Raw genomic sequence first — 25,912 nt, forward strand, 5'->3', positions numbered from 1 at the left:
AACATGTTAGTTAGAAACATTGAGTATCCAACTACATTAGATAAAATTGAAGATCTAGAAAATGATAATATTGATGTTTTTGTAACTTTGGAAGATGGTTTTGAGTATGTTACTGTAGTGTCGACAATTAAAAATATGGAGAATTTTGTAAAAAAAGAAGGTTTTTTGGAGTCTGGTACACCACTTATTATAGTTGATTATCTTGAAGACAATTTGATACGACGAGCTATTGAATTCCATGCGCAAGACAATGCATATTGGTTGAAAATGGATCGGTTATATGTATGGTTTGAAACAGAACAGCTTAATGAAAAAATAAAACAAAATGAATAAAAAGATAGTAATTATCAATGAGGCTTTAATGCTGAGAATAAAATCATGAAACAGAAGGAGAGTACAGCGATGTTAATCAAAAATATTAACTACTCAATTCCCTTGGAGAAGATAAAAGATCCAGAAGATGCTTCTATAAATGTTTTTGTTGAGTTGGAGGATGGATTGGTATGTAAAGTTCCATTTGCAACTGTAAAAAATCTAAAAATGAGAATGACTGAAGGATTTTTAGCAGAAAAAAGACCCTATATAGTTGTCAGTAAATTGGAAGAAGATATTATTAGACGAGCTATAGAATCCTATGCTTATGAAAAAGAAGATGCTCACTGGTTGAAACTAATTTCTGTATTCCCCGCATTTGATATAAAGGAGTTGGATCAAATGATTGAGAAGGTTGAAGAAATATACAAGGACTAATTTATTTTGAAGTAGCCGAGTCTGGAAGTTTCGATTTAAATAAGTTTATTAGAAAAGTTTCCTAAGGTATCTCTATCTTTGTTGGAAATTTATGCAATAAGTCTGATAACTTTTACAACGATTGAAGCACTGACATTGAACTCGAAATTAAGCTGTGATTGTACGCCTCTGGAAAGTGTTTCGATCCTTGACAGGGCGTAGGAGGTACTGGGAACAGTATACTGCCCCGGCTAAATGATGCCGCAACGACTGGTAATGGTTTTCAATGGGTTGGTTCTATATCGGTAACAGCTTCTGGTATAGGAATCTTTGTAAAAGGAGTAGGCAGCCCACTAGCTACAACGGCAACATGAGTTGTTGCAACAGTAGGCTGGCCAGTAACATTGATCTGTGGAATTACTTTTGTTGGTTTTGTCTGGCTAACAGCATCGGGTAAGGAAATTACAGTGATGCAGCCGCTGGCATGGGCAATGGGCTCAACAGGTGTCACGACAATAGGAAAAATTTATGATCAAGATGGCAATGTAATCAGCAGCATTCCGGGATACACGAATCCTTATGGCAATGTTACGACACAAAATCCAGCAAAAGATGTAGGCAATGGTATTACATTAGGCCCACGCCCAGAGGACATGGCAGCGGGTGGGATGTATACCGGCATTTATCCATCAGTTTCTGGTCACCCGTTTGGTTTATACGAAGATGCACCTTATCATACTAATGTAGGTAATTCTGTGAAAAGTAAAAAGCCAATTGATGGGCAGCATGCGTTAGACAACTCTGTTCCGATTAGCGCAAATACTGATAGAAGAGTTGCTATTTCAAATGGGGAAATTGTAATATTAGACCAAACATCAACTGGACTTGATCATGGACATGTAGAAGAGTGGACGGAGGTATACATTAACACCCAAACCCTTTTAAGAAAACTAGGGTGGGTAAATAAAAAAGGGAAAATCATTAAGAAAGAAGAAGAGAATAATGAAAAAAATGAATTTACTATAAATGACACATGTAAAATTGTTTTAGAGATCAATCCAGATAGTACAAATGACGATGAGAGTACCCCATTGTACTATTTCGATTGGTGTGATATTTACTTAGTAGCAAACAAAACCAAATATTTAGTTTTTAATGACTACCTTATCGAAGGAATCAAGTCATTCTACAATACGTTGAAACTAGTTGAGGCAAATAATTATCCTATTTTAGAGGAACACTTTGAATTGGGGGAAGGCTATTATATTAATGAAGAGTATAATTTAGAACTTGAGTTATCAACGAAATTTCCAATGTGGGGAAGTAGGGTAAATGATACTAACGAAGCATGGATTTACAACTATAAAAATGAAATATATCTAGAAATGAGTCCGATATATCCATATCATTATTTAGAAATTCCAGAAGGACATGAAACCTACAAAGAGTTTAAAAAAAATTTAAAATAGGATATAGAGTTGAATTAGCTCATTCAACTGTTGAAACTTGGGTGCAGAGAAGTAAATCTATTTTGGAAAATTTACAGGATTAATTCAATTAGGCAAGGGCATTACATTGGGACCTGGCTTAGATGATTGGTTGACTAAGGGCATTGTTATTCCAAAGATTACAGATAATGAGTCTTATCATGTTAATAATATACTTGACATAGATATACAATTTTTTGCAAAAAAACCTGATATAAAACAGATTGAAAGTATAGCAAAAAAATACAAAATAAACCCAGTACAGAGAAGGGAATTTGGAGATTATATAGAAAGTTTAAAAGATTTAGTACCGAATAACAAAAATTTTTCTTGGAAGGAACTAGAAAAATTGGCTAAAGAATTTATGGAGGACTTTTAATGAATACAGGTTATTGTAGTTTTATAGTAAAGGGACATGGTATAAATTTTAAAGAAATTGAACAAAAATTAAAAACAGAAGCTACAAAAATTTTTAAAGAAGGACAAATAACAAGTGAGGTGATTGGTAAAAATGAGTTTGATTTAATCAGGTTTGATAAAGAATTCATTAATGAAAGTAACCCAAATGAAGTATTAAAGGGACTTTTAGAACAGTTACTACCACTGAATTCTTATATTGAAGAGATAAATAATGAATCAGATGTTTATATTAAGTGTTTTTTACAATCTAATAGCGCTCAAATAAACTTTAGAATATCACCAGAAGTTATGAATAAAATAGCTATATTAGGTATTGATTTTGAAGTTTCAATTTTATCTTGGGGTGGTTCCAAATAATTTTTATTTTTAATAAAAAAACAAGATTTTCTTAAAGTATGTTCAACAGTAGCTATCGTTCATACAAAAATAACAAAGTGTCATCTGCTATAAATGCGCATGAAATTTTTCATTTTCCAATAAGATAGACACTCGTAACTTAAAATCATCCCTTTGTCATTTTGGTTTTGATCCTGTTGACTTAGTCAGTGGTGTCTAAATGGAGACCTTATGGTAATGTTACGACACAAAATCCAGCAAAAATGTAGGCAAGGGCATTACGTTAGGACCACGACCGGAGGATATGGCAGCGGGTGGGATGTATACTGGTATATATTTGTCAGTAAAAGCTGGCAGCATAAACGATTTGTCTGATAATGCTAAAAATATCTTAGGGAAATACGAAAATGGAAATTGGAGTGGGAATGTATCCGGGCAAACTCAAGGTACTGCTGCGGGAGCTAGATATTATAATACTGACGGACAACTACCAGATACAGATATGGAAGGAAATAAAGTAATTTACAAAGAATTTGATGTAAATAATAGAGTACAGGGTATGAACAGAGATGCGGAAAGGTTTGTTCGAGGAAGTGACGGCTCATTATACTATACTACAGATCACTATAAGACATTTACAAAAATAAAGTGAAATAGAAAGGATATTATATGGATTCAATAGTAGAAATTAGCAATGTACAAAAGAAAGAAATAGAGCAAGCTTTAATAAAAGATAATTATTTTATTGCGGAGATAGATGGAGAAAAAATTGAAACACTACCACAATATATGGAAGCTATAAAAAAAGCGTTTGAATTTCCAGAAGCAATGTTTGAAAACACTTCTAGTATCGATTCATATTTGGATTGGATGAGAGATTTAAGTTGGTTAGGCAATAAAGAAGGATATGTATTATTTATTATCAATAGTTCCAAGATGATGATAGGTGAAGAAGCAAAAAAAGCCATTTTATTCGAAACATTTAAGGACGCTATTATCCCTTTTTGGAAAGACGAAGTTGAACACGTTGTAGTTGATGGAGAAAAAAAAGAGTTTAAAGTATTTATAGAAAAATAGAATGATATTTTATTATTTTATTATTTGATTGGGCTCAGAAAATAAGACCTTGAATAAGAGGGGGGCGAAGTAGAATTGAAAAGGAGAGTATTTGTTAAGTAATTATTGTTAATGGTTTAAAAAATAAACTCTCCATTTTCAAGCGCTTGTGTATTCCAAAGATATTTATAAAATTTTTAAGAAATGAATACTTAGAAAATAAGTACGGAAATAATGTCTTAATAAATAGAATATGCTTAATAAAACAGACTGGGAGGCGGGGGAAGCAATGGAAACAGCATACTGCCTCAGTTAAATGATGCTGCATTAGGAATGAATCCACTTCAGCAATATGGGTATCTGGCAGTAGGAAGTTCAGGGCTGCTAATAATGGTAAAAGGTGCAGGTGGAGCAATTGTTTCTGCAGTGGGCTGGCCAGTTTTATTAGCCGGAGGAGTTGTTTTCGTTTTTTATGGACTTTCGAAAATTAATAATGGTGTTACGGTGATGGGACCGCCGGCATGGGCAATGGGCTCAACAGGGGTCACGACAATAGGCAAAGTCTATGATCGAGATGGCAATGTAATCAGCAGCATTCCGGGATACACGAATCCTTATGGCAATGTTACGACACAAAATCCAGCAAAAGATGTAGGCAATGGTATTACATTAGGCCCACGCCCAGAGGATATGGCAGCGGGTGGGATGTATACTGGTATTACTAAGAATATTTATAAGGTAGTTTCCAGAATTGATGAAAGTACTAGACTTGTCAAAGAAGCAGAAAAGATGGGAAAGAGCGAGGCTGCTCAAAAAGAGGCTGATCACTTAGTAAGTGAATTATTAAAAGGGAATACTAATCTAGGAATAGGTTATAAAAATTTATTTAAAGATGTTATTTATATTAGAGGGAGAGAGGGTGCCCGTGTTTTTTATAGAATTGTAAATGGCGAAATTGAAATATTGGGAAAAGCAAATAAAGGGAATGAAGATAAAGTTATTCGAATATTGAAAGATATGTATGGTAAATAAGGGAGGGACAAACATGTTAGTTAGAAACATTGAGTATCCAACTACATTAGATAAAATTGAAGATCTAGAAAATGATAATATTGATGTTTTTGTAACTTTAGAAGACGGGTTTAAGTATGTTACTGTAGTGTCGACAATTAAAAATATGGAGAATTTTGTAAAAAAAGAAGGTTTTTTAGAGCCTGGTACCCCACTCATTATTGTTGATTTTCTTGAGGAGAATTTAATAAGACGAGCTATTGAATTCCATGCGCAAGACAATGCATACTGGTTGAAAATGGATTGGTTATATGTATGGTTTGAAACAGAACAGCTTAATGAAAAAATAAAACAAAATGAATAAAAAGATAGTAATTATCAATGAGGCTTTAATGCTGAGAATAAAATCATGAAACAGAAGGAGAGTATAGCGATGTTAATCAAAAATATTAACTACTCAGTTCCCTTGGAGAAGATAAAAGATCCAGAAGATGCTTCTATAAATGTTTTTGTTGAGTTGGAGGATGGATTGGTATGTAAAGTTCCATTTGCAACTGTAAAAAATCTAAAAATGAGAATGACTGAAGGATTTTTAGCAGAAAAAAGACCCTATATAGTTGTCAGTAAATTGGAAGAAGATATTATTAGACAAGCTATAGAATCCTATGCTTATAAAAAAGAAGAGGCTTACTGGTTGAAACTAATTTCTGTATTTCCTACATTTGACATAAAGGAGTTGGATCAAATGATTGAGAAGGTCGAAGAAATATACAAGGACTAATTTATTTTGAAGTAGCCGAGTCTGGAAGTTTCGATTTAAATAAGTTTATTAGAAAAGTTTCCTAAGGTATCTCTATCTTTGTTGGAAATTCATGCAATAAGTCTGACAACCTTTATAAAAATTGAAGCACTGACATTGAACTCGAAGTTAAGCTGTGATTGTACGTCACCGGAAAGTATTTCGATCCTTGACAGTGGTCAGGGAGGCGGGGGAAGTAATGGAAACAGCATACTGCCTCAGTTAAATGATGCTGCATTAGGAATGAATCCACTTCAGCAATATGGGTATCTGGCAGTAGGAAGTTCAGGGCTGCTAATAATGGTAAAAGGTGCAGGTGGAGCAATTGTTTCTGCAGTGGGCTGGCCAGTTTTATTAGCAGGAGGAGTTATTTTCGTTTTTTATGGACTTTCGAAAATTAATAATGGTGTTACGGTGATGGGACCGCCGGCATGGGCAATGGGCTCAACAGGTGTCACGACAATAGGCAAAGTCTATGATCAAGATGGCAATGTAATCAGCAGCATTCCGGGATACACAGATCCTTATGGCAATGTTACGACACAAAATCCAGCAAAAGATGTAGGCAATGGTATTACATTAGGCCCACGCCCAGAGGATATGGCAGCGGGTGGGATGTATACTGGCATTTATCCATCAGTTTCTGGTCACCCGTTTGGTTTATACGAAGATGCACCTTATCATACTAATGTAGGTAATTCTGTGAAAAGTAAAAAGCCAATTGATGGGCAGCATGCGTTAGACAACTCTGTTCCGATTAGCTCAAATACTGATAGAAGAGTTGCTATTTCAAATGGAGAAATTGTAATAATAGATCAAACTTTACCTGGGCTTTACCATGGACATGTAGAAGAATGGGATGAAGTGAATGAAAAAGTGAAAGGACTTTTAAGAAAATTGGGATGGGTTAATAAAAAAGGAAAGATAATAAAAAAGGAGGACTAACATAGAGATGGAAGAATTTATTTTTTCATTAAATAAAACGAATAAAATTGTATTAAAAATTGATTCCAAAAATGAAGTTTATAGAGAAGGTATGATTCTCCACTATTTTGATCAGTGTGAGGTTTATCTAATTCTGGACAGAAAAGAGTACCTAGTTTTTAATGACTATCTTACGGAAGGAATTAAATCTTTTTGTAACACTTTGAAATTAGTATTAGCCAATGAATACCCTATTATAGAAGAACATTTTGAATTAGGAGAAGGCTATTTCACCAATGAAGATATTGACTCTGACTTTTTTTTACCTGTACTTTCTCCAATTTGGATGAGTATTGGGAAAGATATCCATGCATTGTGGTTATACAACTATAAAAATAAAATATATCTAGAATTGAGCCCAATTTATCCACATCATTCATCAGAGATTACACCTTGTAGTAAAACATATGATGAATTTAGAATGGATTATAGATTAGATTATAGAACTGAAATCGAACATTCTTTGCTTGAATGTTGGCTAGAACAAAGTCAGGGAATTCTAGACAGTCTGCAAATTTAAGTTATGTGTTCTCCTAAAGGAAAGTGAAGGGCATATTAATAATTCATGGCCTTCAAATACATTTAGAACTGATTGGGAATTAAGTTGGAAGGATGAAAAACTGCTAATCAATACAAAATGGTTTTTAGTGAATGGTGGCACAGAAAATCTTTTAGATACTAGAAGTCATCTAAGTATTGAAAACCTGGCTGAGGCAACGTCAGTTTCTTCGGGATCAGGTAGAGGAGGCAGTCCATCCTTTGTAGTAGCCGGGGCAACAGTAACATGCAAAGAAGGAAGTAAAGAGGCTCATTTGATGAATATGAGCTTTGGCAGTGTAGACATTGGCATGATGCAGGGCTTAACCAAGGATGATAAGGCAATTCAGGAAAACGATTTCGGTATTTGTAAAAAGCTGTCAGAAAAGTATGAGAAGGAAAAAGACGAGAAGAAAGAGATCCAATGCAAGCCGGAATTTTTAGAATGGAGCAATACTGAAAGTCTGACAACCTTTACAACCATTGAAACACTGACATTGAACTCGAAGTTAAGCTGTGATTGTACGTCACCGGAAAGTATTTCGATCCTTGACAGTGGTCAGGGAGGCGGGGGAAGCAATGGAAACAGCATATTACCTCAGTTAAATGATGCTGCATTAGGAATGAATCCACTTCAGCAATATGGGTATCTGGCAGTAGGAAGTTCAGGGCTGCTAATAATGGTAAAAGGTGCAGGTGGAGCAATTGTTTCTGCAGTGGGCTGGCCAGTTTTATTAGCAGGCGGAGTTATTTTCGTTTTTTATGGACTTTCGAAAATTAATAATGGTGTTACGGTGATGCAGCCGCCGGCATGGGCAATGGGCTCAACAGGGGTCACCACAATAGGCAAAGTCTATGATCAAGATGGCAATGTAATCAGCAGCATTCCGGGATACACAGATCCTTATGGCAATGTTACGACACAAAATCCAGCAAAAGATGTAGGCAATGGTATTACATTAGGCCCACGCCCAGAGGATATGGCAGCGGGTGGGATGTATACTGGGATAAGTGCTATTAGTATTATTAAACCAGGAGACAAAACTGCTAATGGACGGATTTATACAAAACATGGATCAGAGCAAGCAAATGATAGAAATTTTGATTCAACAATTGTTGATAATATAATTAATAACAATACAAAGAATCGTGTTAAAGAAATAGGTGACAAAGGAGAAGCTCAATGGAGATATCAAGATAATCGTGGTAATACAGTTATCACAGATGAATGGGTGGAAAAAATAGTAACAGTATATTCCTACCCAAAATCTGCAAATAAGGGAAAGTATATTCCCAAATAGAAAAGTTTAGGAGAGATTATATGGATGAAAATTATGGATTTTTGATGAAATTCATTAAAGAAATTGACTTAATAAATGAGCCTGGAATATCAGCTGATATAAGAGCTTTTTTCAGAGAAGATGAAAAAGTTAAAGATTACAATTTGAATATAACTCCAGAAAATATTTATGAGTTAAAAATTTCACTCATGAATCCAAATTGGTCAGAGAAAGAAGATATATTTTTTCAGTTTGTAGAAATTATGAAATATTCTGGAGTAAATATGTTTTATGTATCTCATGAGTATTTAAATGAGAATATCTTTGTGACTGCTACAAAAAATTTAGAAGGTGTTTGTTTTAAGATTTATTTTGATAATTAGACATTTATGGTGAATCGCATTCTAACGAGTAAAAATTTGCTTGGCTTGATAATGAAAGTGAATACTTGTTTAGTAAGAATTTAGATAGGTTAGAAACTAAAATTCAGTTACTAAGTAAATGAAGCTAGTATATGATGATGTTCTTCTTTTTATGAAAGTTCGAAAAAATATGAAACGTAGAATAACCGAAAGTCTGACAACCTTTACAACCATTGAAACACTGACATTGAGCTCGAAGTTAAGCTGTGATTGTACGTCACCGGAAAGTATTTCGATCCTTGACAGTGGTCAGGGAGGCGGGGGAAGTAATGGAAACAGCATACTGCCTCAGTTAAATGATGCTGCATTAGGAATGAATCCACTTCAGCAATATGGGTATCTGGCAGTAGGAAGTTCAGGGCTGCTAATAATGGTAAAAGATGCAGGTGGAGCAATTGTTTCTGCAGTGGGCTGGCCAGTTTTATTAGCAGGCGGAGTTATTTTCGTTTTTTATGGACTTTCGAAAATTAATAATGGTGTTACAGTGATGGGACCGCCGGCATGGGCAATGGGCTCAACAGGTGTCACCACAATAGGCAGAGTCTATGATCAAGATGGCAATGTAATCAGCAGCATTCCGGGATACACAGATCCTTATGGCAATGTTACGACACAAAATCCAGCAAAAGATGTAGGCAATGGCATTACATTAGGCCCACGCCCAGAGGATATGGCAGCGGGTGGGATGTATACTGGTATCTATCCATCCGTTTCTTTGAACTCTTTGGCAAATGAAGTAGCTAGTTCCCTAGGAGGAGTGGCTTCTCAATTAAAGAATGGTTATAAAGTTGAAATTCCAAATGGAAGAAAATCTATTGTTGTTCGAATTATGAATGAGGTGAGTGGTGGAAGAGGTAACCCCTATTATAGAGTTAGTATAGATGGTAAAGGTTCGTTGACGTCAGATGGGATAATTTCTAGTGATAGAGGATTAACTCATATTGATCTTAGCGAAAACTCCATGAGTGAGATCATTGATATAATAAATAATTATTCAGGAAGGAAGTAAACCAAAATGTCTGTTCAGCAACGAATGAATGAATTATTTGAATCAAAAATAGTAGCTTATTCAATGGATATTTTAGAAAATAAGTTAGTTTTGGTATTGGAATTGCTAGAAAATGAGGTAATAACGAATTATAGAGTAGAATTTTTGAATGTTAGTACATTTTACTTTATAAACAATACAACAAATGAGCGAAATGCAATATATCCACCTGAAAAAGAGGACTATTTAGAGCTCACAAGTATTAATTTATCAAATAATATAATCAATGTTTCCTTAGACTGTAAGGATGAAGCTTGGTTGAAGCAATATAATGGTTGTGGAAAAGTTATATTAGAAATTTGGAGTAAATTAGTAGTACTAGAAGCAGGTTGCGTAAAGATAAATAATGATATATATAATTTATAGTTTCAAAGAGAATATATGGATACTATAAAGATAGAAAAAAATTGGGAATATTCAAATTTATTAGAAATAAAAGTTAGTGCAAAATCTGAATACATTTCAATTTACCAATTATATTATGTCCAAACGGAAGATTTAAAAAACATTGGAAATAGCTGATAATGATGAACGCAAGCACAGGTGTTGTTTCTATGTACAAAGTGAAATCGGTCTTGTAGAACAATTTGGCAATAGATTGATCCAAATGTCAGTGCAAGATAATATAGATGAAATAAATTTGAATATTTAAAAAATAAAAAGGAAATATATAGCACTAGATGGGAATCAAGAAGGAAAGGTCCTAATACGCTCACTAATCAAGTTGTCAAAAGCTAGATGAGTGTTTTGAGTGAAGTAGAATAAGGGTTTAGATTTTTTAGCATCAAAAAAACTAGATTTTTTCAAAGAAAGGAGCAATGACTTATGTTCAACAGTAGCTGTTGCTCATACAAGAACAGTAAAGTGTTATCTACTATAAATACTCATGAGAAATGTTCATTTTCCAATAAGATAGACACTCGTAACTTACATCCTGCTCTTCGTCACTTTGGTTTTGATCCTGTTGATCTAGTCAGCGGAGCCTGCAGCTATCAGCAAACCGATTTTGAAACTGAGGGTCAAGTTCCGTTCCTATGGCAATGGATGTGGGATAGTTCAAATGCAGGAGCCGGTTCTTTAGGTAACCGAGTGTCCTTTTCTTATGATGAGCATTTAGAAACAGATATAGAAGACGGTGTTGTCTACCATATAAAGTCAACAGGTGAAATAGCTGAATATTCATGGGTTTTTGAGGGCGAAAATCTTGAGGATCTTGCTAAACGAGTAAGATTGTCTAAAAAAGAGGAAGCTTATTTTCTGTTTGACAGGGAAGAAAAAAAGACCTTTCACTTTTGTCAAAGTAGTCAAAATCCTGACTATTTTTATTTGAAGAAAATTGAAAATACGTCCGGCTTTATTCTAGAGCTCTTTTATAACGAAGTTGGACAGATTCAAGAAATAGTCGATTCAAATAAACAGTCTTTTACCGTGGACTACAATCAACAAGGATTTATTCAGTCTTTTTCAGCAAACAATACTTTGTTAAGCAAGTACGAATACTCTGAGTCTGGCGATCTAATCACTGTTATAGACAGTGAAGGGGCAGGTGTTCACTTTGCCTATAATCAAAATCATTTATTAATAGAGCGCCGTGATAAGAATGGAATGAAATTTCACTGGACATATGATGAATTTGGCAGAGTCATCCACACGTGGGGAGATGGACATGTTGAAGAAGGCTGGATCGAATATATTGAAGAACAAGGCTGTAATCTTATAAAGGATTACTATGGAAATATCACTAAATATTTTTATAATCGCTATGGATTAGTGAAAAAAATTGAATATCCGACGGGTGGAAGAAAATTGTTTGACCATGATGAGCTGTTTCGTTTAACCGCTGTTCAAATGAAAACCGGTCAGGTAATTACATATACGTACAATGAGTATGGTTGGCTAACAACAGCTTCATACAATGGACAAACAAAAGAAATCTATGAGTATAATCAGTATGGCGCATTAACCACATTTATTGATAGAGCTGGAATACACATTCAATATGAGTATGATCAGCTAGGTCGACTTAAAAAAATAGTGGAAGACAATACTGTTATTTTTGAAGGGGCTTATGAAGCTCGCACAAATCTTTTAACCTACTATATTGAAAATGGGAAAGAAGTCCAGTGTTTCTATGATGATACGGGGAAGATATCTAAACAAGAAATAAATAAAAATATGCAGCTGCTTTGGAAGTACAATTCTTATGGGAAATGCATCCTAAAAGAGGAGAAAGATTCTGATTACTATAAAATAGATAAGTATAAATATAATGCAAGACAACAATTAATCCAGATTGAAAAAAATGGTGCGATTGAAAAAGAATACACGTACAATTTTCTAGGCAATCTTATTCAATACAAAGATAAGGGGTGGGAGTGTCAGCTCCAATATAATTCCCTGAATAAAATTTCTTATTTAAAGCTGCCAAACGACATTGAGCTCAAGCTTACCTATGATTTCTCAGGAAAACTGGCAAAAATAGTAAAGAATGGAACGACTGCTTATCAGGTAGAGCGAAATGAATTGAGACAAATTTCGAAGGAACGTCTGTCTGGTTTTGGTGAGAAGCGTTTTGAATATGACTTTGTTGGTCGGACCAACAAAATAATTTATGGGGATAACAGTTGGGTCTTAGTCAACCATGATCGAGGAAATCATATTCATGAGGTTCTATATAGTGATGGAAACTGGGACAACTATGAATATGATGGCTTGGGACAGATAATAGAAGCAGAGAATGCTTTTTCAAAAATACGCCTTACTTATGATAAAAGAGGAAACATCCTTTCAGAAAGCTCCCATCTTCTGGTGAGTGAGTTTGAACCAGTATTTGTTGACTATACGTATACTTCTTCCGGAAAAATAGAATCAGTAAAAAATAGAGAATACTTTTTTGAGCGGACCTTTTATGGGAAAAATCAGAAAATGCAAAAGTTACTGTTTATGGACAATAATCTGACAATAGAAACCAGAAATTTCGGGCAAGAAGTTAGACAAATGATTGGAGAAATGGAAATTATTAAGCAGCTTGATCATCAAGGAAAACCAGAGAATTCTGAAATTACTAGCCCTAATTTTTCTGAAGTTCAAAATTACTCTATAGAATCTAAGAATATAAATCAGACAATAAAAAATCAGTTTAATTCGAATATCCCAAAAGATAGACGTGGGCACATTATTTTAAAACAAACAAATCAATCAACGAGTAGATATCAGTATTTGGCTTCTAATTTGATGCAGGTAAAAATTGATGACGGTATTCCGGAAGGATACATCTATGACTCTTTTGGACGTCTGCTTCTAACCATGTCCAATGCCGTTTCAAAAGTATTTATTTGGAATAAAAACCAGGTGAGTACAGAATTCAAGCTTGAAGATAATAGAGTCGTTGAAACAATCCAATGGATGAAGGATATGGAAACCGGTCAGAATTTTGCATTTATACATGATCACAATCAAATCAGCGAACTCTTTTATACGATACCAAGTACCAAAGGAAAAATTCAGCATATTCTAAATGATAAGTACGTTTTGCTGGATGGAGCAGAAAGCGAATGGATTCAGCAGACTATACAGGCACTGCCCTATGCAGGTGTATTGACAGATGACAAAGATTTATATTCGGATTCAATAATAAAAAGTACTCTGACCTCTTTTTGCTTTGATCGAATGACTATTTTTATGGAAAATAACTCAGAACCGTTGAATTCTTCGGCTGATGGTCACCTCAATAAATTAATTGATTATAAAAGTGTAGAATTAAGACATCAAATGGAAGGTCTCTATTCGCCTTATCCGATACTTGATTTTATTAAAGATATTGGCTGGAAGAATAGTTATAATCCTGTGGAGGGATTGGAAGAGTTTGGTATAAGGACTATTGAAGATTTAAAAGGAGTGGATGGTAAAAGGCTAGTAGAAAATTATTTGTCTGGCAGAAGGTTTCAAAAATCTGGTGTATTTGTAAAAATGCCCAAGATTCGATAATTCTCTCAGCTTAAAAGGGTTTAATTAATGGAAAAAATTCTCCAAACGAACTGATTATTTACGAATAATTGGGTTATTAAAGTGCAGCACTTCGGTAAAATATTTAATTCTAATAGATACTTTATATTTTCTATGAGAATCAAATGTTTAGTCGGGTTCAATATAGTACAAAAATGCAATGTGAACGATAAAAAAACAGCAGCTACAAAGGAGGGGGAGAGCAGATGTTTCAAACAAAATATCCTATTTTTCAAAAAGGAAGAATTTTAAAAATAGAAATGCTGGAGGCAATGCGGGAGTTGCCGTTGTCTTTTATGAAGGGATCATTTTCGGGATATGAAAATGGGATTCTCCATGGGTTTGACTGCTTGATAGACGAAGGAAAACTGATGATTCAACCGGGACTGTTAAAGGTAAATGAGCAGATTTTAATTCTGGATAAGGAAGTGGAAATTCCTTATTCTGCTTCAGATAATCAACTGATTTTAAAGATTGCCAGCCCAAAAGCAACTGAAAATCAGGATATGTTTCTTCAGGAAGCAGTGATTGAACTTACGGATCAGAAACAGCTTGGAAAAAATGAATGGGAGCTAATGCGGTTCAAATTGAAACCGGGAGCCTATCTCCGAAAAGAGTATCAGGGGTTTGATGATTTGATAACGGAATATAATACGGTCAATCCAATCTATCAAACGATTTCTTTATACGGACAAAAAGCAATTTCCCCTCCAATGATGCAGTTGTTTTGCGATTACTTGCAGGAATTCAACAGTCAACATCCGCTGGACCAAAACTTCTGTCTGCAAATACTGCAAAGTCATGGGATTGTTGGAGAAAAAGCTCTTTACTATTATCTCTATCAGCGTCTTCAGCAGGAGATCGATGTCAGCGATGCACAACATGTTCATGCGCAGTTGAACAGTATTTTGATTGAGGTAAAAAACAACAGGTATCGGAAAGCAGTGGAAGTAAGAAAAAATCGGAAACTAATTGTTGATTAAGGAGAGTACAAAATGAAAAAAATAAAAATTCTTCTGGTAATTACTTTTCTTTCTTCTCTATTCAGCTGCAGCAGTTTAAGCTATGCAGAAGAAAAAAGTGGACAGGACATTTTATTTGTTGTTGATATCAGCTATTCCATGGCTGCACATGATCCCGGAAAATATGTATTTGAAGCTGTTCAGACAATGGCGTCCATCAGTTCAAAAGAAAATGACCGGATGGGGTATATCTTGTATAACGACAGTATTGTCAAGGATCAGCAGCTGACAAAGATACAAGGAGAGGGAATGTTAGCTCAGTGGCAAAATGTGTTTGCAGGAATCACTCCTATTAAAGGGACAGATGTTGGTTTAGGATTGAAAACAGCACAACGGATAATGAAAATTTCTCAGGCGAGAAAAGATCACAGCATGATTATACTGCTTTCAGATGGAGATACGGAAGCTGACAGCGGTAATCCCAACAGGCTTCAGGAGGATATTGACAGGGATGTGAGAAATGCATTGGATGCGTTGGAATCTCCTTTATACATTATTCAGTACAGTGAACTGGAATATAGAAATAAGGAGCCGATGAATCAGTGGGCAGAGCAGACTGGCGGGCAGAGCTATACTGCACAGAATCAGCAGGAACTAAAGCAGATTGTTACAGATATTTATAATCATCAGACAACTGTATCAGCAAAAATTGATCAGGAAAATGAAAAAAAGCAGAAAGAAACCTTTACATTCATAGTGCCGGTTCCGGCTGATGAGCTTGAGAAAATTGAACAGATCACAGTCACCATGAACGCAGAAAAGGCGATCGAAAATCTGACTTACGAAGAGAACGAAAAAACGTTGGTGGAAAACAAGGAAAATCAAGTAGTTATCACACTCTACCAGCCGATTCATGATGATTATACTTTTTCCTATCAGACTGCAGCAAACAAGCCGGCGAAAATTTCCACTGACATCAAAATGGCTGAGACCGCTAAGAAATCTACAAAAACTAAGAAAAATGACATTGTATTCTATTCATTCATTGGAGGACTGATTCTACTCATTACAGGAGGGATTGCTTTCATTTTATTCAGGAGAAAAAATCAGCTGTTTGATAAAAATGCCGACTATTTTTTTGCGGATGCCTTGGAAGGCTGTTTTACAAAGACACCTAATCAGGAAGATATTCCGATTCAAAACTGGTCGGCTAATATTTTCCAGCGTCAAAAAACAGTGACACTTTATGATTTACTTTATGAAGAAACTATTCGTGAGCAGATGCCGGTCAGCAGGAAAGTTCAGTTTAAGGTTGGCAAAGAAAATACATTGAAAATGAGAATAAAAGGAAAAGTGAAAGGCATTCAGCAGGGCAGAGAGATTCCCAAAGGTGTGTGGGTTACGTTGAGTGTTAGACAAGGAGCGTACTTGATTTTTAAAGAAGATGAGCTTGAATTGGATATTCATATCCGCAAGAAAAGCTCGTAAAAGAAGGTGAAAAGATGGATGAACTGGATCGTGAAGCAGCAAAAATGGAAAAAATAATGATCGAGCGAATGAAAGAAGATGAATGGATCACGCAGTTTGACGGCAAAGAAGTGGCGAAAGAAATAAAACAGCAAGGCTGGGTAGAGCTTCAGGGTGAAGCGTATCCATTTAAGAAATTGCTCTTAGATATATTCACCATATTTATTCCGGAAGAATTTGAGTTGATGGCTTTAGAGGATATTGAAAGGAAGTATCCTTTTACACAACGAGCGGACTATATCTTTTCTGATGAAACAACATTATATTCCATTAACTTTACTAAATTAGAAGAAAAAATTGATGATGAACAATTTTTACAATTTGCCAATGGTGTGATAAGCAATTTAAGAAAGATACATCCAGATATGGATATATTAAGTGAAGATAGCGGAGAACTGGCTGAATTAGGCTATTGCTATTTTGATGCAGAAATTTCCAGTCTGGATGGTAAGTTGTATCTTTTCTTTGGTATTGTACTTGTGAAAAATGAAATGGGGCTATTTTCATTTTCCAGCCCTATCGCTAATGGTTTGAACTGGCGACAATTTTGCAAAGCCATGTTATTAACAGTTGAATATACTAGTGAGGGAGTTGAAACAAGTGAGTGATGAAAAAGAAAATTTAAAGGTTTGGAAGACACCTTCAAGTCTTGGAAGTACATTAGAGGAGCTAAGTAAAGGATCGAAGATAAACAATGAACTTCTAAGCGTAGAACCACTACAAGTGAAAGGTGAGGCATTAAGCAGAGAATCTGAGAATCCAGCAGAAAAGAAAATATATCAGGCGTTTAATCCGGCAACAAAACCGTCTCTGACACCAAGTTTTTCGGTCCCATTAGTAGAGGAAATACAGAAAATACCTGCAAGTGAAAAGAAGGCAAACCTCCAGGTAAAAGAAGAAGAAACGTATATTCCGCAGATGCGTCAGATGATTGAAAAGGAAATGAGCTATTATCGAGTAACGACTGAGGGGGAACAGATTAGAAGTGAAAATATTCAGATAAGTCCATTTCAATTTATTTCTATACTTGAACTGACTATTATTCAGAGTCAGGGAGAACACTCTCAAGCGGAATTTAAAGGGATTGTTTCAAAAGAAGAAGCGGATCGAATTCTACAGCTGCATGATATAAAAGTGCCTATCAGTATTTCAAAAAGAAATGAATCTGGGAAGAGTTTCTCATTTTATGAAGGTCTTGCCAGTTCTATTGAAATAGTGAATGAAGGAAATGTTTATTATATTCATGGGATAAGCTTTTCCTACACATATCTAATGGATATTAAGAAAAAGAGTCGTTCTTTTCAGTATAAAAATCAGAGCTATGAGCAAGTGGTAAATCAGATTGTCAGTCAATATGAAAATGGGGCTTTTCTAGATACTATTACAAATGGTCAGATAACAGGGCAGTTTTTAATACAATTTGAAGAGACAGACTGGTCCTTTATCAAGCGGCTAGCTTCACATTTTAACCGTCAGTTGATTACTGTGGATCAATACAGCAATCCAAGATTCTACTTTGGAATGCCGGATACATCTGTTGCAGGGGAAATCCATACCGTGGAGTTTCAAATTGAAAAAGATCTGGCAGGATTTCGGCAAATTCAGGAAAACCAGGAAGTTACCGCATCAGAACAGGCCTTTCTACGTTATCAGGTGCAGACAAATCAGCTGTTCATTTTGGGAGACAAAGTGAAATTTCTTGATCAGGAATGGTATATCGCTGATCTGGAGCGTTATCTGGAGCGTGGCGCATTAAAAAACAAGTATCTGTTGACACAGGTTCAAGGCATTATGATAGAAAAGGCATATAATGAACAACTGACTGGTAGTTCAATCAATGGCACTGTTGCTTCGGTGGATCAGGATAAAGTTTTATTGAGCCTGCAAATTGATAATGGGGAAGGAAAGCCTGCTTATTGGTTTCCATATTCAACGAATTATACTTCTGATGATAATGTCGGCTGGTATATGATGCCTGAAATTGGTGAACTGGTTCGTTTATACTATCCGACAAAAGATGAAAAAGACGCCGTAGCAATGTCAACGGTTCGTACTGAAGATGATTCTTCAAGTGCTCTTGATCCGAATATAAAGACACTACGAAATAAATTTGGAAAAACCATTACGTTGGAGCCTGATAAAATTACGATTGTTGGAAATGGCGTGGAGATCATCTTAAATGATAGCTCTGGAATCAATATCACGAGCAAGGGTAGTGTGAGTGTTACCGCTGAAGGCGCTTTATCGTTAAAAGGTCAGAATGTGGTAATGGATGCTTCTGACAGTGTCAATATCAGTTCTCACGGGAATACTATTTCTGTTAGTGACAAGATTGCTTTGAACGGCAGTGAAATAAAAATGAATTAGGAGAACTCAGATGATTGTTACAGAAACAATAAAGCAATTTCAACGAGAATATGTAGAACCTCTGGTTATTCGCCTAATTCATCAACTGGATCAGGAGTTTCGTAGTGAAAAGGATCAGCTAATCAAGGAGTTTGAAAAGGATCTGATTCCTATTTTTATGGAGTTACATGAAAAACAGAGAAATCAAGAAGTTTCTGCTACATCGTTTTTAGTTTTTTCATGGCTTCGGGGAGAATATTTATTTGAGGAAGCACTGAACTATGAAGTACACAGCTATGGAGAAAACTGGTATTTCAGCACAAAACAATTCAGTCAGATTATCAAATTTGACTGGCTTTCTCCGTATTTGTATCAGTTTAAGGAGCAGCTGAGGATTGGACTTGAAGAACAAAAAAATCCCGGTTTGCTGGGACAGGAAGATTACTATTTGAACAGTTATTATGAGGTGTTCCAGCAATATTTTATTGCCTTACTTCGCTGGCTTTTCAGGAAAAATGGAGAAAAACTGCTTTCTTTAATGAGTATAAATAAAAGGCTGCTGATTTATGCTGGTGAATACAAAGATGCCTGCGAACGGATTTATGAGAAAAATGAAGATGTCATAGCACAGGAGGAATTAGACTATCTGCTTGATGTCAGTCAGATGGACTTTGAAGTAAATAAGGTGTTGAAAAATAGTTCATTTAAAAACCAAGATTTCAGCAATTTGAATTTGACATGGGGAGACTATCATTCCTGTGATTTTAGAGAAACAAAATTGACTGAGGCATTACTGGTAGGCAGCCAGTTTAACTATTCAACGTTAAATGGAGCTGATTTTCGGCACAGTCGCATTCAGGATACATCATTTCGTTATGCAGAATGTCAGAATGCTGATTTTCAATTTGCCAGAGGCTCTGTTGCAAGTACGATTGAAGCAATTCCCTGTTATTTTGGAGTCGATTTTTCCCATGCGAATTTAACGAATGCTGATTTTCGAGGAGCAAAGATGAATGGTGCAGTTTTTGAGGGAGCAAAAATGACGGGAGCCCGTTTTTTTGAGTATGAGCGTACAAATTTGGTGCTGACCGATCAGCAGCAAGAGGAAATCAGGTGGGTGAGCGGATGATTTTTTATCAGTTAAAGCCAAAGGAAATACAGACAGATATTCTTACCTTTAATTATTTACCAGAAAGCTATAGGGATATTGAATTTCAGGAAGGAATTCGTGTGACTGTGGAATCATTGAATTCGGAAGTGATTACTGATTATTTTTCGAAACCTTTTCCGATTGTGTCTGATTTATTTGTGAATACAATTGGGATATATGTTGATTTTCTTCCTAAAAAATTTGTGTCCCTTTCAGATGGAAAAACAGACCAAATACTCACTTATTGGGCGCTGAAACCTAAAGTGATTGATTGTCTGTATCCAGATAGGATAAATGAGGGCAATCAAAAAAACGAAAAAATAATTCTTTCAGAAAAAATGATACAAAATGAAAAATTCTTTTCTGTTAAAGGACTGCAGGAAGAAAGCTGGATTGTCAGTCTGGATGTTATGGAAAGCTTGCTACGCAGACATTTGAATGGGTTTACAGGAGAGAAAGTCACAGTAATGTCATAACAAGTTAAGGAGAGTAAGAACTAATTCTTCCATAAATAAATCAGGAAGAGAGGAAGTTAGATGAAAAATAAAGGAATGCATTTATTTTCTTCACAGAAAAAGCCAAAAAGGATAACGGAAAAAGAGAATATGATTTCTTCTAAAAGAGTAAGAACGGATTTACTGGACAGTCACTATCGGCATTTTGATTTTGATCCGGTTGATGTGATTAGTGGTGCTTACAATTATCGACATATAGATTTTGAAACAAAGGGGCAGATTCCTTTATGTTGGAGCTGGTTGTGGGAAAGTGTAAATAATAGAGCGGGTTCACTAGGCAATCGGATTAGCTTTATTTATGATGAGCATTTGGAGATCGATGCTGAAGAAGGTGTCATATATCATATTGACCAAGAAGGAAAACAGATTGAATTTCCCTGGTTGCTTGGTGATCAAGTTTACCATGCGTTGTTTCGGAGAGTGAAATTGAAGGCGGTCAAAGGAGCCTATATCCTAACAGATTACAAGCTCAAACAAGAACTAACGTTCATTCAAAGCAAAATTAGTGGTGATTATTATCAGCTGAAAGAAGTCAAAAATTTTTTAGGATTCAAGTTGGAACTTTTTTATAACGAAACAGGGCAGCTGGAAGCAATTATTGATTCTAATCAGCAAGAATTTTCTGTCCAGTTCAATAATCAGGGATTCATTCAGTCACTCTTATACAAAGGCAAAAAGCTTGCCGAGTATGAGTATTCTGATGACGGAAATCTGCTAAGTGTATCTGATGTTGAGGGAGAACAAATTCGTTTTACCTATAATGAGAATCATTTAATGACGAAACGTCAGGATAAAAATCTAACCAGTTTTCATTGGAGATATGATCAGTTTGGGAGAGTTATCCATACATGGGGAGATGGTCATATTAAGGAAGGCTGGATTGAGTATCATGAAAATCTAGGCTATAATCTTGTAACCGATTATTATGGTGGACAAACAAAATACCAGTATAACCGACACGGACTAGTGAAAGAAATTTCCCTTCCGACTGGAGGGTACAAACGCTATTGTTATGATGAAAAACAGCAGCTTATTCGTGAACAGATGGTTGATGGAAAAATAATCTCTTATTCATATAACGAATTGGGATGGTTAGTAGAAAAAGAAAGTAGTGACGGTAGGAAAGAGAAATATAGTTATGATAAATATGGCAGTCGCCAATACTCTGATGAGAAAAAGACTCAAATAATTGAGTATAACAAATATGGTCAAATATTTATAGAAATACTTGATGCTTGTAAAAAGATAATGACGTATAATAACTTCGGCTATATAAGCAAATTGATTAGGATTAAAGGAACAAATAGAGATATTTTTTACTATAACTATGATGAGAAGAACCGCTTGATTACTATAAATCAAAATGATGATTTGATTCGAATGTATAAGTACGACAAAATGGATCATATCACACAGTTAAAAATCAAATCGGGAGAAATTGTTGAACTCAGATATGATAAAACTGGAAAAGTTAGTACTATCAATTGCAGAAAAATAAACTATAGTTTTTCTTATGACTTTAATGGAAGATTGTTGAAAGCAAAAAAAAAGAAATCAAAGTATTTTGAAGTTGAAACGTAATAAGGCTGGCCAAATCATAGAAGAAGTATGGAAAGATACCCCAACTAAAAAATTTGAATATAACTATCAGGAAAGAGTGAAGAAAATTACTTTTTCCAATAATGATTGGGTAGCTCCCAAATATGATAAAAATGGGAATATAATAAAAATTATTTATAGTGATGGAACTTGGGAAGCTTACAATTATGATGATTTTAATAATATTACGGAAGCATCCAACTTATCCAGTAGTACAAGATTTAGTTATGATCACCAAGGTAGAATAACGAGTGAAACAACATCATTGGAAGATTTCAAGCTAATCAAGTTTCCGCTTTCTTATGAATATACTGAGAATAATCAATTGGAATCAGTAAAATTAGGAAATCAAATTAGAGAAGTGTATACAGAAAATTTTTTAGAGAAGAAAATTGATGTTTTTTTATCAGAAGAAAAAGAGTTTAGTATTCAAAAATTGGAGAGTGTAGCCGATTGGAATCAATATACTTTATTAAGTGCTAAAGGAGAACGCATCACTGATGTTGAAATTAGCGAACCGCTGATAATAAATCAAAAGAAGAAAATGAGTTGCTCAATCTTTTATGGTTCAGGATTACTTTCTATAGTTCATGATGAGGAAAGACAACCATTAATTTTCCAATATGATTGTTTTGGAAGATTAATTGAAATTTATACTAAAGATAATTTTTATATATTTGCCTGGGCACAGAATAAAATTATTTTTGAGATTGTGACTTATCGCAATGGATATAGAGAAATGAATCATCTGGTCAGTTATTTTGACTCAAAGATAATAACTGTGAAAAGAAATTTCTCTGAAAAAAATATTTTTATTGAAGATAGTTTGAATGCCAGAACGCAACTTATTAAAAATAATCAAGTAATGGCATCTAATGTAAAGAAAGACACTCGATTGATGCGGTCAAATGAAATTGATCTTTCTGAATTCGGAGTGAATTACCACTATCAAAATTGTTTTAAAGAGAAGCCAAATCAGTTTAGCAATACTTCAATAAGTAATAGCAATATGATGTTATCTCATTTCTTAAGTATACGACTTTCAGAATATTTAACTGATGAAAGTGTTATGTCATCACAAGTAAATCAGGAATTTTTGAAAAATCAATGCATTTTTTTAGTGATGATAAGCAAACGATTTTTTTTTAAAGAATTTAAAGAGAGAGAATTATAATACTCAAGTAGAGAAATCTATTATCCCTGTACAGAAACTTGAAGGACTTCAAGCTTTTGGTATTCTTCGGATAGAAGATCTGTTAGAAGAAAATATTAGTAATAGAGTAAATAATTATTTTAATCAGGAAGGCTTGTAACAAGATTAATGGTTTAGTATTTGAAAAGATAGGGGGGATAAGATGGATTTATTTAGTTCTTTGCCTGGTTCGAAACCGTTGAATCAACAAAAAAAGAGTCCTTCTTTAACTGAATTATTAAGTGGAATCAATCTACCGGCATCCATGGGAGCCGAAAAAGAGTTCGTAGTGGAAAATGCACCAGCTAGCTGTAAATTTGGTACAGATATCTCTTTTATTCCTGCTTCAGGTGGTGAAGTAAAAATAGGATCACAACTCTTTTTAACAAAGGGAAATAAAAAATTTGAAGCACCTTACTTTGGAACTTGTTTAAAGCAGACAGCAGATAAGAAAAAAGAGGGAAAAGAGGAAGCGGTAGATTGCGTCCCCGATTGTGAACCTTATGAATGGACAAATCTAGAAGAAGCAACTACAGTTAGCGGAGAGGCAACTTTAACAGTGCGTTCAAAATTATCTTGTTTACATTCAGGTGTACCGGAAACAATCAATATACTTGATTCTGGACAAGGTACAGATGGCAAAGAAATGATGGAAAAATTGTTGGAGTATGATATATATGCTAAAATTGTATATGATATGGATGGCAATCCCAAAATTTTTTGGTCATTGGAACAAGATGGGCGCGGAGTCTATAATCCGGAAATGAGCAGATACTTAAAAAAAGTAGCACCGTACTTAAACTTCAATATCGTCAATTTCATCTCAAATGATGACTGGATCGAAAAAATTAATGAGGCAACAAGAAATGGTTATGACTATACAACCGGGAAAGATTATAATTGGTTTGTAAAATGGACAGGAATAGCCTCAATCTACGTGCTTGATGGTTATGAGTTTTTTACACAAACTGAATTAGGCATAGCATTAATGACTTTAGGATTCGCATATGCTGATTATAGACTGGCGTATAATCAACCGAAGAATTTTAATGGAAATAAGAAAGCCAGTGGAGCTAAAGGAATAACGCCTTCATCAGCAAAAGGAGGGAAACCAAAAGGAAAATATTCGCCTCCTAATTCACGAGGGCTTATTCGAGAAAATGAAACTGCTGATTTATTTGCATCTAAAGGATATAAAGTTGAAATGTTAGAGGAAATCAGTGGAGGGAACGGATATGGAATAAAACCTAGTTCCAATCCTGACTACTTAATCGAGGATATTGTTTTTGATTGTTATTCACCTGATAAAGGGACAGGTATTAAAGGTATTACAAAGCAAATTTATGATAAAACCAAAAAGCAGACCACCAATATAGTCGTTAATTTAGATGACTATGTAGGAAACATAGACGATTTGAAAGCTTCTTTATTAAGTAATACAAACAATGATCTTAAGTATCTAACTGAATTATATTTTGTGAAAAATAATGAGATTTTCCACATTTTTAGGAGGTAGAAAATGGATTTTGAATTATATTTTAATACACTTTTAGATTATGATGACTTTGTAGAAATCGTAACTATTACTTTTTCTAAATTTGAGATTCCGTTAAGAAAATCTAGTGATGAGGATGGAGTTTATTTAAGCTACAATTATTTCACTATTACAATATTTAAGGAAGTTTATGGTATTGATGGGATAGAAGATGAATTTGGGATGAGAGTAAATAGGAGTATTAGTATAGAACTACTCTCGAAACAAGCAAGTCAAGGTATAAAATTGTTGTTTCAAGTGATCAATACGTTGTTACAACAAATAAATGGTGATGTGATTTTTTTAGGAGATTCTTCAAAATTAATTTTTAAAAAGGAAAATGAATATATCTTTGCTTATGATAATTCAGAAGAGTATTTTTTTTCAATGCCTTTTGATGAATTAGATAAAGATTTCTCCATAGAATATAAAAAATAAAAAGGCACTTTACTATCTGATTTGCGGTCGGATAGTAAAGCCTTGACTAGTAGCATACACTCACTAATCAAGTTGCCAATAGCAAACAAAAGCAAGTTACTAAAATAAATCATATTTTTAGAGTTGAGGATTGTGTAAAACACTGAATAGTGAAAAAGTCCAATAATAACATCTTATTGTTATTGGGGTTTATTCAGTGTGCCTACAGATGAACGAATAAATTTTTTTATAGTTATTTAATGTGTGTGTTTAGTCGGAATTTTAAAGTAGAAAAAAGGGAGTAGGTGAAAGAACATGGGGTCGTCAAGCTATGAAATGCAGGCAGCGTATGCGAGCAGTCAGGCAACCAAAACCAAAGTGACAAGCACTGCACAGGAATGCAGCAATTGGATCACCGAGGCGGATATCTCAGAAGGTTGGAGGAAAGCCGGGATTAACAATTAAGGATACAGAAACAGTCCTCGGCACATTTGGTACCTGCAAGAAACAAACAAAGGATGCGGAGAAAAAAGCAAAAAACGAAGGAAAAGATGCA

Annotated in this window: 28 protein-coding genes; all 28 read left to right on the forward strand. The window is 34.8% G+C overall.

The features are described 5' to 3' along the window. The first annotated feature begins 3 nt into the window (after positions 1-3). The 28 genes from IW492_RS11320 to IW492_RS11455 all read left to right on the forward strand — a co-directional run bounded on the left by IW492_RS11320 (position 4) and on the right by IW492_RS11455 (position 25,821). Entirely contained in the window at positions 4-333 is a 330-nt protein-coding gene (locus IW492_RS11320; RefSeq protein WP_202067739.1) for a hypothetical protein, read from the forward strand. 69 nt (positions 334-402) lie between these two features. Then, entirely contained in the window at positions 403-750 is a 348-nt protein-coding gene (locus tag IW492_RS11325) for a hypothetical protein (RefSeq protein ID WP_202067740.1), read from the forward strand. Between the two features lie 383 nt (positions 751-1,133). Beyond that, positions 1,134-2,198 carry a hypothetical protein gene (locus tag IW492_RS11330; RefSeq protein WP_202067741.1) on the forward strand — a complete coding sequence of 355 codons (1,065 nt, stop codon included), beginning with the start codon at positions 1,134-1,136 and terminating at the stop codon, positions 2,196-2,198. A 106-nt stretch (positions 2,199-2,304) separates the two neighbouring features. Next, positions 2,305-2,595: a hypothetical protein gene (locus IW492_RS11335; RefSeq protein ID WP_202067742.1), complete on the forward strand. Its 291-nt coding sequence runs from the start codon at positions 2,305-2,307 to the stop codon at positions 2,593-2,595. Beyond that, positions 2,595-2,993 carry a DUF4279 domain-containing protein gene (locus tag IW492_RS11340; RefSeq protein WP_202067743.1) on the forward strand — a complete coding sequence of 133 codons (399 nt, stop codon included), beginning with the start codon at positions 2,595-2,597 and terminating at the stop codon, positions 2,991-2,993. Before IW492_RS11335 ends, IW492_RS11340 begins: the two co-directional genes overlap by 1 nt. Positions 2,994-3,276: 283 nt before the next feature. Beyond that, positions 3,277-3,624, forward strand: coding sequence for a ribonuclease domain-containing protein (locus IW492_RS11345; protein WP_202067744.1), 348 nt, complete (start codon positions 3,277-3,279; stop codon positions 3,622-3,624). Positions 3,625-3,641: 17 nt separating this feature from the next. Continuing rightward, on the forward strand, positions 3,642-4,049 hold the full coding sequence (locus IW492_RS11350; protein WP_202067745.1) for a barstar family protein: 408 nt from the start codon (positions 3,642-3,644) through the stop codon (positions 4,047-4,049). A 312-nt stretch (positions 4,050-4,361) separates the two neighbouring features. Next, positions 4,362-5,060 carry a hypothetical protein gene (locus IW492_RS11355; RefSeq protein ID WP_202067746.1) on the forward strand — a complete coding sequence of 233 codons (699 nt, stop codon included), beginning with the start codon at positions 4,362-4,364 and terminating at the stop codon, positions 5,058-5,060. Positions 5,061-5,073: 13 nt separating this feature from the next. Further along, complete coding sequence (locus IW492_RS11360) at positions 5,074-5,403, forward strand: hypothetical protein (protein WP_202067747.1); 330 nt, start codon at positions 5,074-5,076, stop codon at positions 5,401-5,403. Positions 5,404-5,472: 69 nt separating this feature from the next. Next, complete coding sequence (locus IW492_RS11365) at positions 5,473-5,820, forward strand: hypothetical protein (RefSeq protein WP_202067748.1); 348 nt, start codon at positions 5,473-5,475, stop codon at positions 5,818-5,820. Between the two features lie 78 nt (positions 5,821-5,898). After that, positions 5,899-6,783 carry a hypothetical protein gene (locus IW492_RS11370; RefSeq protein WP_202067749.1) on the forward strand — a complete coding sequence of 295 codons (885 nt, stop codon included), beginning with the start codon at positions 5,899-5,901 and terminating at the stop codon, positions 6,781-6,783. Between the two features lie 7 nt (positions 6,784-6,790). Then, positions 6,791-7,342 (forward strand): hypothetical protein, encoded by a 552-nt coding sequence (locus IW492_RS11375; RefSeq protein WP_202067750.1) that lies wholly within the window; start codon positions 6,791-6,793, stop codon positions 7,340-7,342. 127 nt (positions 7,343-7,469) lie between these two features. Further along, positions 7,470-8,660 carry a PAAR-like protein gene (locus IW492_RS11380; RefSeq protein WP_202067751.1) on the forward strand — a complete coding sequence of 397 codons (1,191 nt, stop codon included), beginning with the start codon at positions 7,470-7,472 and terminating at the stop codon, positions 8,658-8,660. A gap of 20 nt (positions 8,661-8,680) precedes the next feature. Further along, positions 8,681-9,022, forward strand: coding sequence for a hypothetical protein (locus tag IW492_RS11385; protein WP_202067752.1), 342 nt, complete (start codon positions 8,681-8,683; stop codon positions 9,020-9,022). Between the two features lie 169 nt (positions 9,023-9,191). After that, the gene (locus IW492_RS11390) at positions 9,192-10,070 is read left to right on the forward strand and encodes a hypothetical protein (RefSeq protein ID WP_202067753.1); all 879 of its coding nucleotides are present in this window, start codon (positions 9,192-9,194) and stop codon (positions 10,068-10,070) included. 6 nt (positions 10,071-10,076) lie between these two features. Then, entirely contained in the window at positions 10,077-10,475 is a 399-nt protein-coding gene (locus tag IW492_RS11395) for a YxiG family protein (RefSeq protein WP_202067754.1), read from the forward strand. A gap of 459 nt (positions 10,476-10,934) precedes the next feature. Then, entirely contained in the window at positions 10,935-14,096 is a 3,162-nt protein-coding gene (locus tag IW492_RS11400) for a DUF6531 domain-containing protein (protein ID WP_202067755.1), read from the forward strand. A gap of 224 nt (positions 14,097-14,320) precedes the next feature. Then, a complete protein-coding gene (locus tag IW492_RS11405) occupies positions 14,321-15,097 on the forward strand; it encodes a hypothetical protein (protein ID WP_202067756.1) in 777 nt (258 codons plus the stop codon). 12 nt (positions 15,098-15,109) lie between these two features. Continuing rightward, entirely contained in the window at positions 15,110-16,564 is a 1,455-nt protein-coding gene (locus tag IW492_RS11410; protein WP_202067757.1) for a vWA domain-containing protein, read from the forward strand. Between the two features lie 14 nt (positions 16,565-16,578). After that, positions 16,579-17,211 (forward strand): hypothetical protein, encoded by a 633-nt coding sequence (locus IW492_RS11415; protein WP_202067758.1) that lies wholly within the window; start codon positions 16,579-16,581, stop codon positions 17,209-17,211. Further along, positions 17,204-18,970, forward strand: a complete 1,767-nt coding sequence (locus IW492_RS11420) for a hypothetical protein (RefSeq protein WP_202067759.1) — start codon at positions 17,204-17,206, stop codon at positions 18,968-18,970. The genes IW492_RS11415 and IW492_RS11420 overlap by 8 nt, the downstream gene beginning before the upstream one ends. Positions 18,971-18,980: 10 nt before the next feature. Continuing rightward, on the forward strand, positions 18,981-20,078 hold the full coding sequence (locus IW492_RS11425) for a pentapeptide repeat-containing protein (protein WP_202067760.1): 1,098 nt from the start codon (positions 18,981-18,983) through the stop codon (positions 20,076-20,078). Then, complete coding sequence (locus IW492_RS11430; RefSeq protein ID WP_202067761.1) at positions 20,075-20,575, forward strand: hypothetical protein; 501 nt, start codon at positions 20,075-20,077, stop codon at positions 20,573-20,575. Before IW492_RS11425 ends, IW492_RS11430 begins: the two co-directional genes overlap by 4 nt. Before the next feature lie 60 nt (positions 20,576-20,635). After that, positions 20,636-22,195 (forward strand): DUF6531 domain-containing protein, encoded by a 1,560-nt coding sequence (locus tag IW492_RS11435; protein WP_202067762.1) that lies wholly within the window; start codon positions 20,636-20,638, stop codon positions 22,193-22,195. Further along, positions 22,185-23,387 carry an RHS repeat domain-containing protein gene (locus IW492_RS11440; protein WP_202067763.1) on the forward strand — a complete coding sequence of 401 codons (1,203 nt, stop codon included), beginning with the start codon at positions 22,185-22,187 and terminating at the stop codon, positions 23,385-23,387. The genes IW492_RS11435 and IW492_RS11440 overlap by 11 nt, the downstream gene beginning before the upstream one ends. Before the next feature lie 181 nt (positions 23,388-23,568). Beyond that, complete coding sequence (locus tag IW492_RS11445; RefSeq protein WP_202067764.1) at positions 23,569-24,921, forward strand: PAAR-like protein; 1,353 nt, start codon at positions 23,569-23,571, stop codon at positions 24,919-24,921. Positions 24,922-24,924: 3 nt separating this feature from the next. After that, positions 24,925-25,377 carry a hypothetical protein gene (locus tag IW492_RS11450; RefSeq protein ID WP_202067765.1) on the forward strand — a complete coding sequence of 151 codons (453 nt, stop codon included), beginning with the start codon at positions 24,925-24,927 and terminating at the stop codon, positions 25,375-25,377. Positions 25,378-25,671: 294 nt separating this feature from the next. After that, a complete protein-coding gene (locus tag IW492_RS11455; protein WP_202067766.1) occupies positions 25,672-25,821 on the forward strand; it encodes a hypothetical protein in 150 nt (49 codons plus the stop codon). The last annotated feature ends 91 nt before the right edge of the window (positions 25,822-25,912 follow it).

It is taken from the genome of Enterococcus sp. BWB1-3 (assembly GCF_016745275.1).
Taxonomy (GTDB): Bacteria; Bacillota; Bacilli; order Lactobacillales; family Enterococcaceae; genus Enterococcus_L.

Coding starts and splice junctions, on each gene's coding strand:
- IW492_RS11345 (WP_202067744.1), top strand. CDS start 3,277: ATGGCAGCGGGTGGGATGTATACTGGTATATATTTGTCAGTAAAAGCT.
- IW492_RS11320 (WP_202067739.1), top strand. CDS start 4: ATGTTAGTTAGAAACATTGAGTATCCAACTACATTAGATAAAATTGAA.
- IW492_RS11365 (WP_202067748.1), top strand. CDS start 5,473: ATGTTAATCAAAAATATTAACTACTCAGTTCCCTTGGAGAAGATAAAA.
- IW492_RS11390 (WP_202067753.1), top strand. CDS start 9,192: ATGAAACGTAGAATAACCGAAAGTCTGACAACCTTTACAACCATTGAA.
- IW492_RS11350 (WP_202067745.1), top strand. CDS start 3,642: ATGGATTCAATAGTAGAAATTAGCAATGTACAAAAGAAAGAAATAGAG.
- IW492_RS11340 (WP_202067743.1), top strand. CDS start 2,595: ATGAATACAGGTTATTGTAGTTTTATAGTAAAGGGACATGGTATAAAT.
- IW492_RS11445 (WP_202067764.1), top strand. CDS start 23,569: ATGGATTTATTTAGTTCTTTGCCTGGTTCGAAACCGTTGAATCAACAA.
- IW492_RS11430 (WP_202067761.1), top strand. CDS start 20,075: ATGATTTTTTATCAGTTAAAGCCAAAGGAAATACAGACAGATATTCTT.
- IW492_RS11395 (WP_202067754.1), top strand. CDS start 10,077: ATGTCTGTTCAGCAACGAATGAATGAATTATTTGAATCAAAAATAGTA.
- IW492_RS11355 (WP_202067746.1), top strand. CDS start 4,362: ATGAATCCACTTCAGCAATATGGGTATCTGGCAGTAGGAAGTTCAGGG.
- IW492_RS11425 (WP_202067760.1), top strand. CDS start 18,981: ATGATTGTTACAGAAACAATAAAGCAATTTCAACGAGAATATGTAGAA.
- IW492_RS11450 (WP_202067765.1), top strand. CDS start 24,925: ATGGATTTTGAATTATATTTTAATACACTTTTAGATTATGATGACTTT.
- IW492_RS11435 (WP_202067762.1), top strand. CDS start 20,636: ATGAAAAATAAAGGAATGCATTTATTTTCTTCACAGAAAAAGCCAAAA.
- IW492_RS11455 (WP_202067766.1), top strand. CDS start 25,672: ATGGGGTCGTCAAGCTATGAAATGCAGGCAGCGTATGCGAGCAGTCAG.
- IW492_RS11410 (WP_202067757.1), top strand. CDS start 15,110: ATGAAAAAAATAAAAATTCTTCTGGTAATTACTTTTCTTTCTTCTCTA.
- IW492_RS11375 (WP_202067750.1), top strand. CDS start 6,791: ATGGAAGAATTTATTTTTTCATTAAATAAAACGAATAAAATTGTATTA.
- IW492_RS11325 (WP_202067740.1), top strand. CDS start 403: ATGTTAATCAAAAATATTAACTACTCAATTCCCTTGGAGAAGATAAAA.
- IW492_RS11400 (WP_202067755.1), top strand. CDS start 10,935: ATGTTCAACAGTAGCTGTTGCTCATACAAGAACAGTAAAGTGTTATCT.
- IW492_RS11360 (WP_202067747.1), top strand. CDS start 5,074: ATGTTAGTTAGAAACATTGAGTATCCAACTACATTAGATAAAATTGAA.
- IW492_RS11385 (WP_202067752.1), top strand. CDS start 8,681: ATGGATGAAAATTATGGATTTTTGATGAAATTCATTAAAGAAATTGAC.
- IW492_RS11405 (WP_202067756.1), top strand. CDS start 14,321: ATGTTTCAAACAAAATATCCTATTTTTCAAAAAGGAAGAATTTTAAAA.
- IW492_RS11415 (WP_202067758.1), top strand. CDS start 16,579: ATGGATGAACTGGATCGTGAAGCAGCAAAAATGGAAAAAATAATGATC.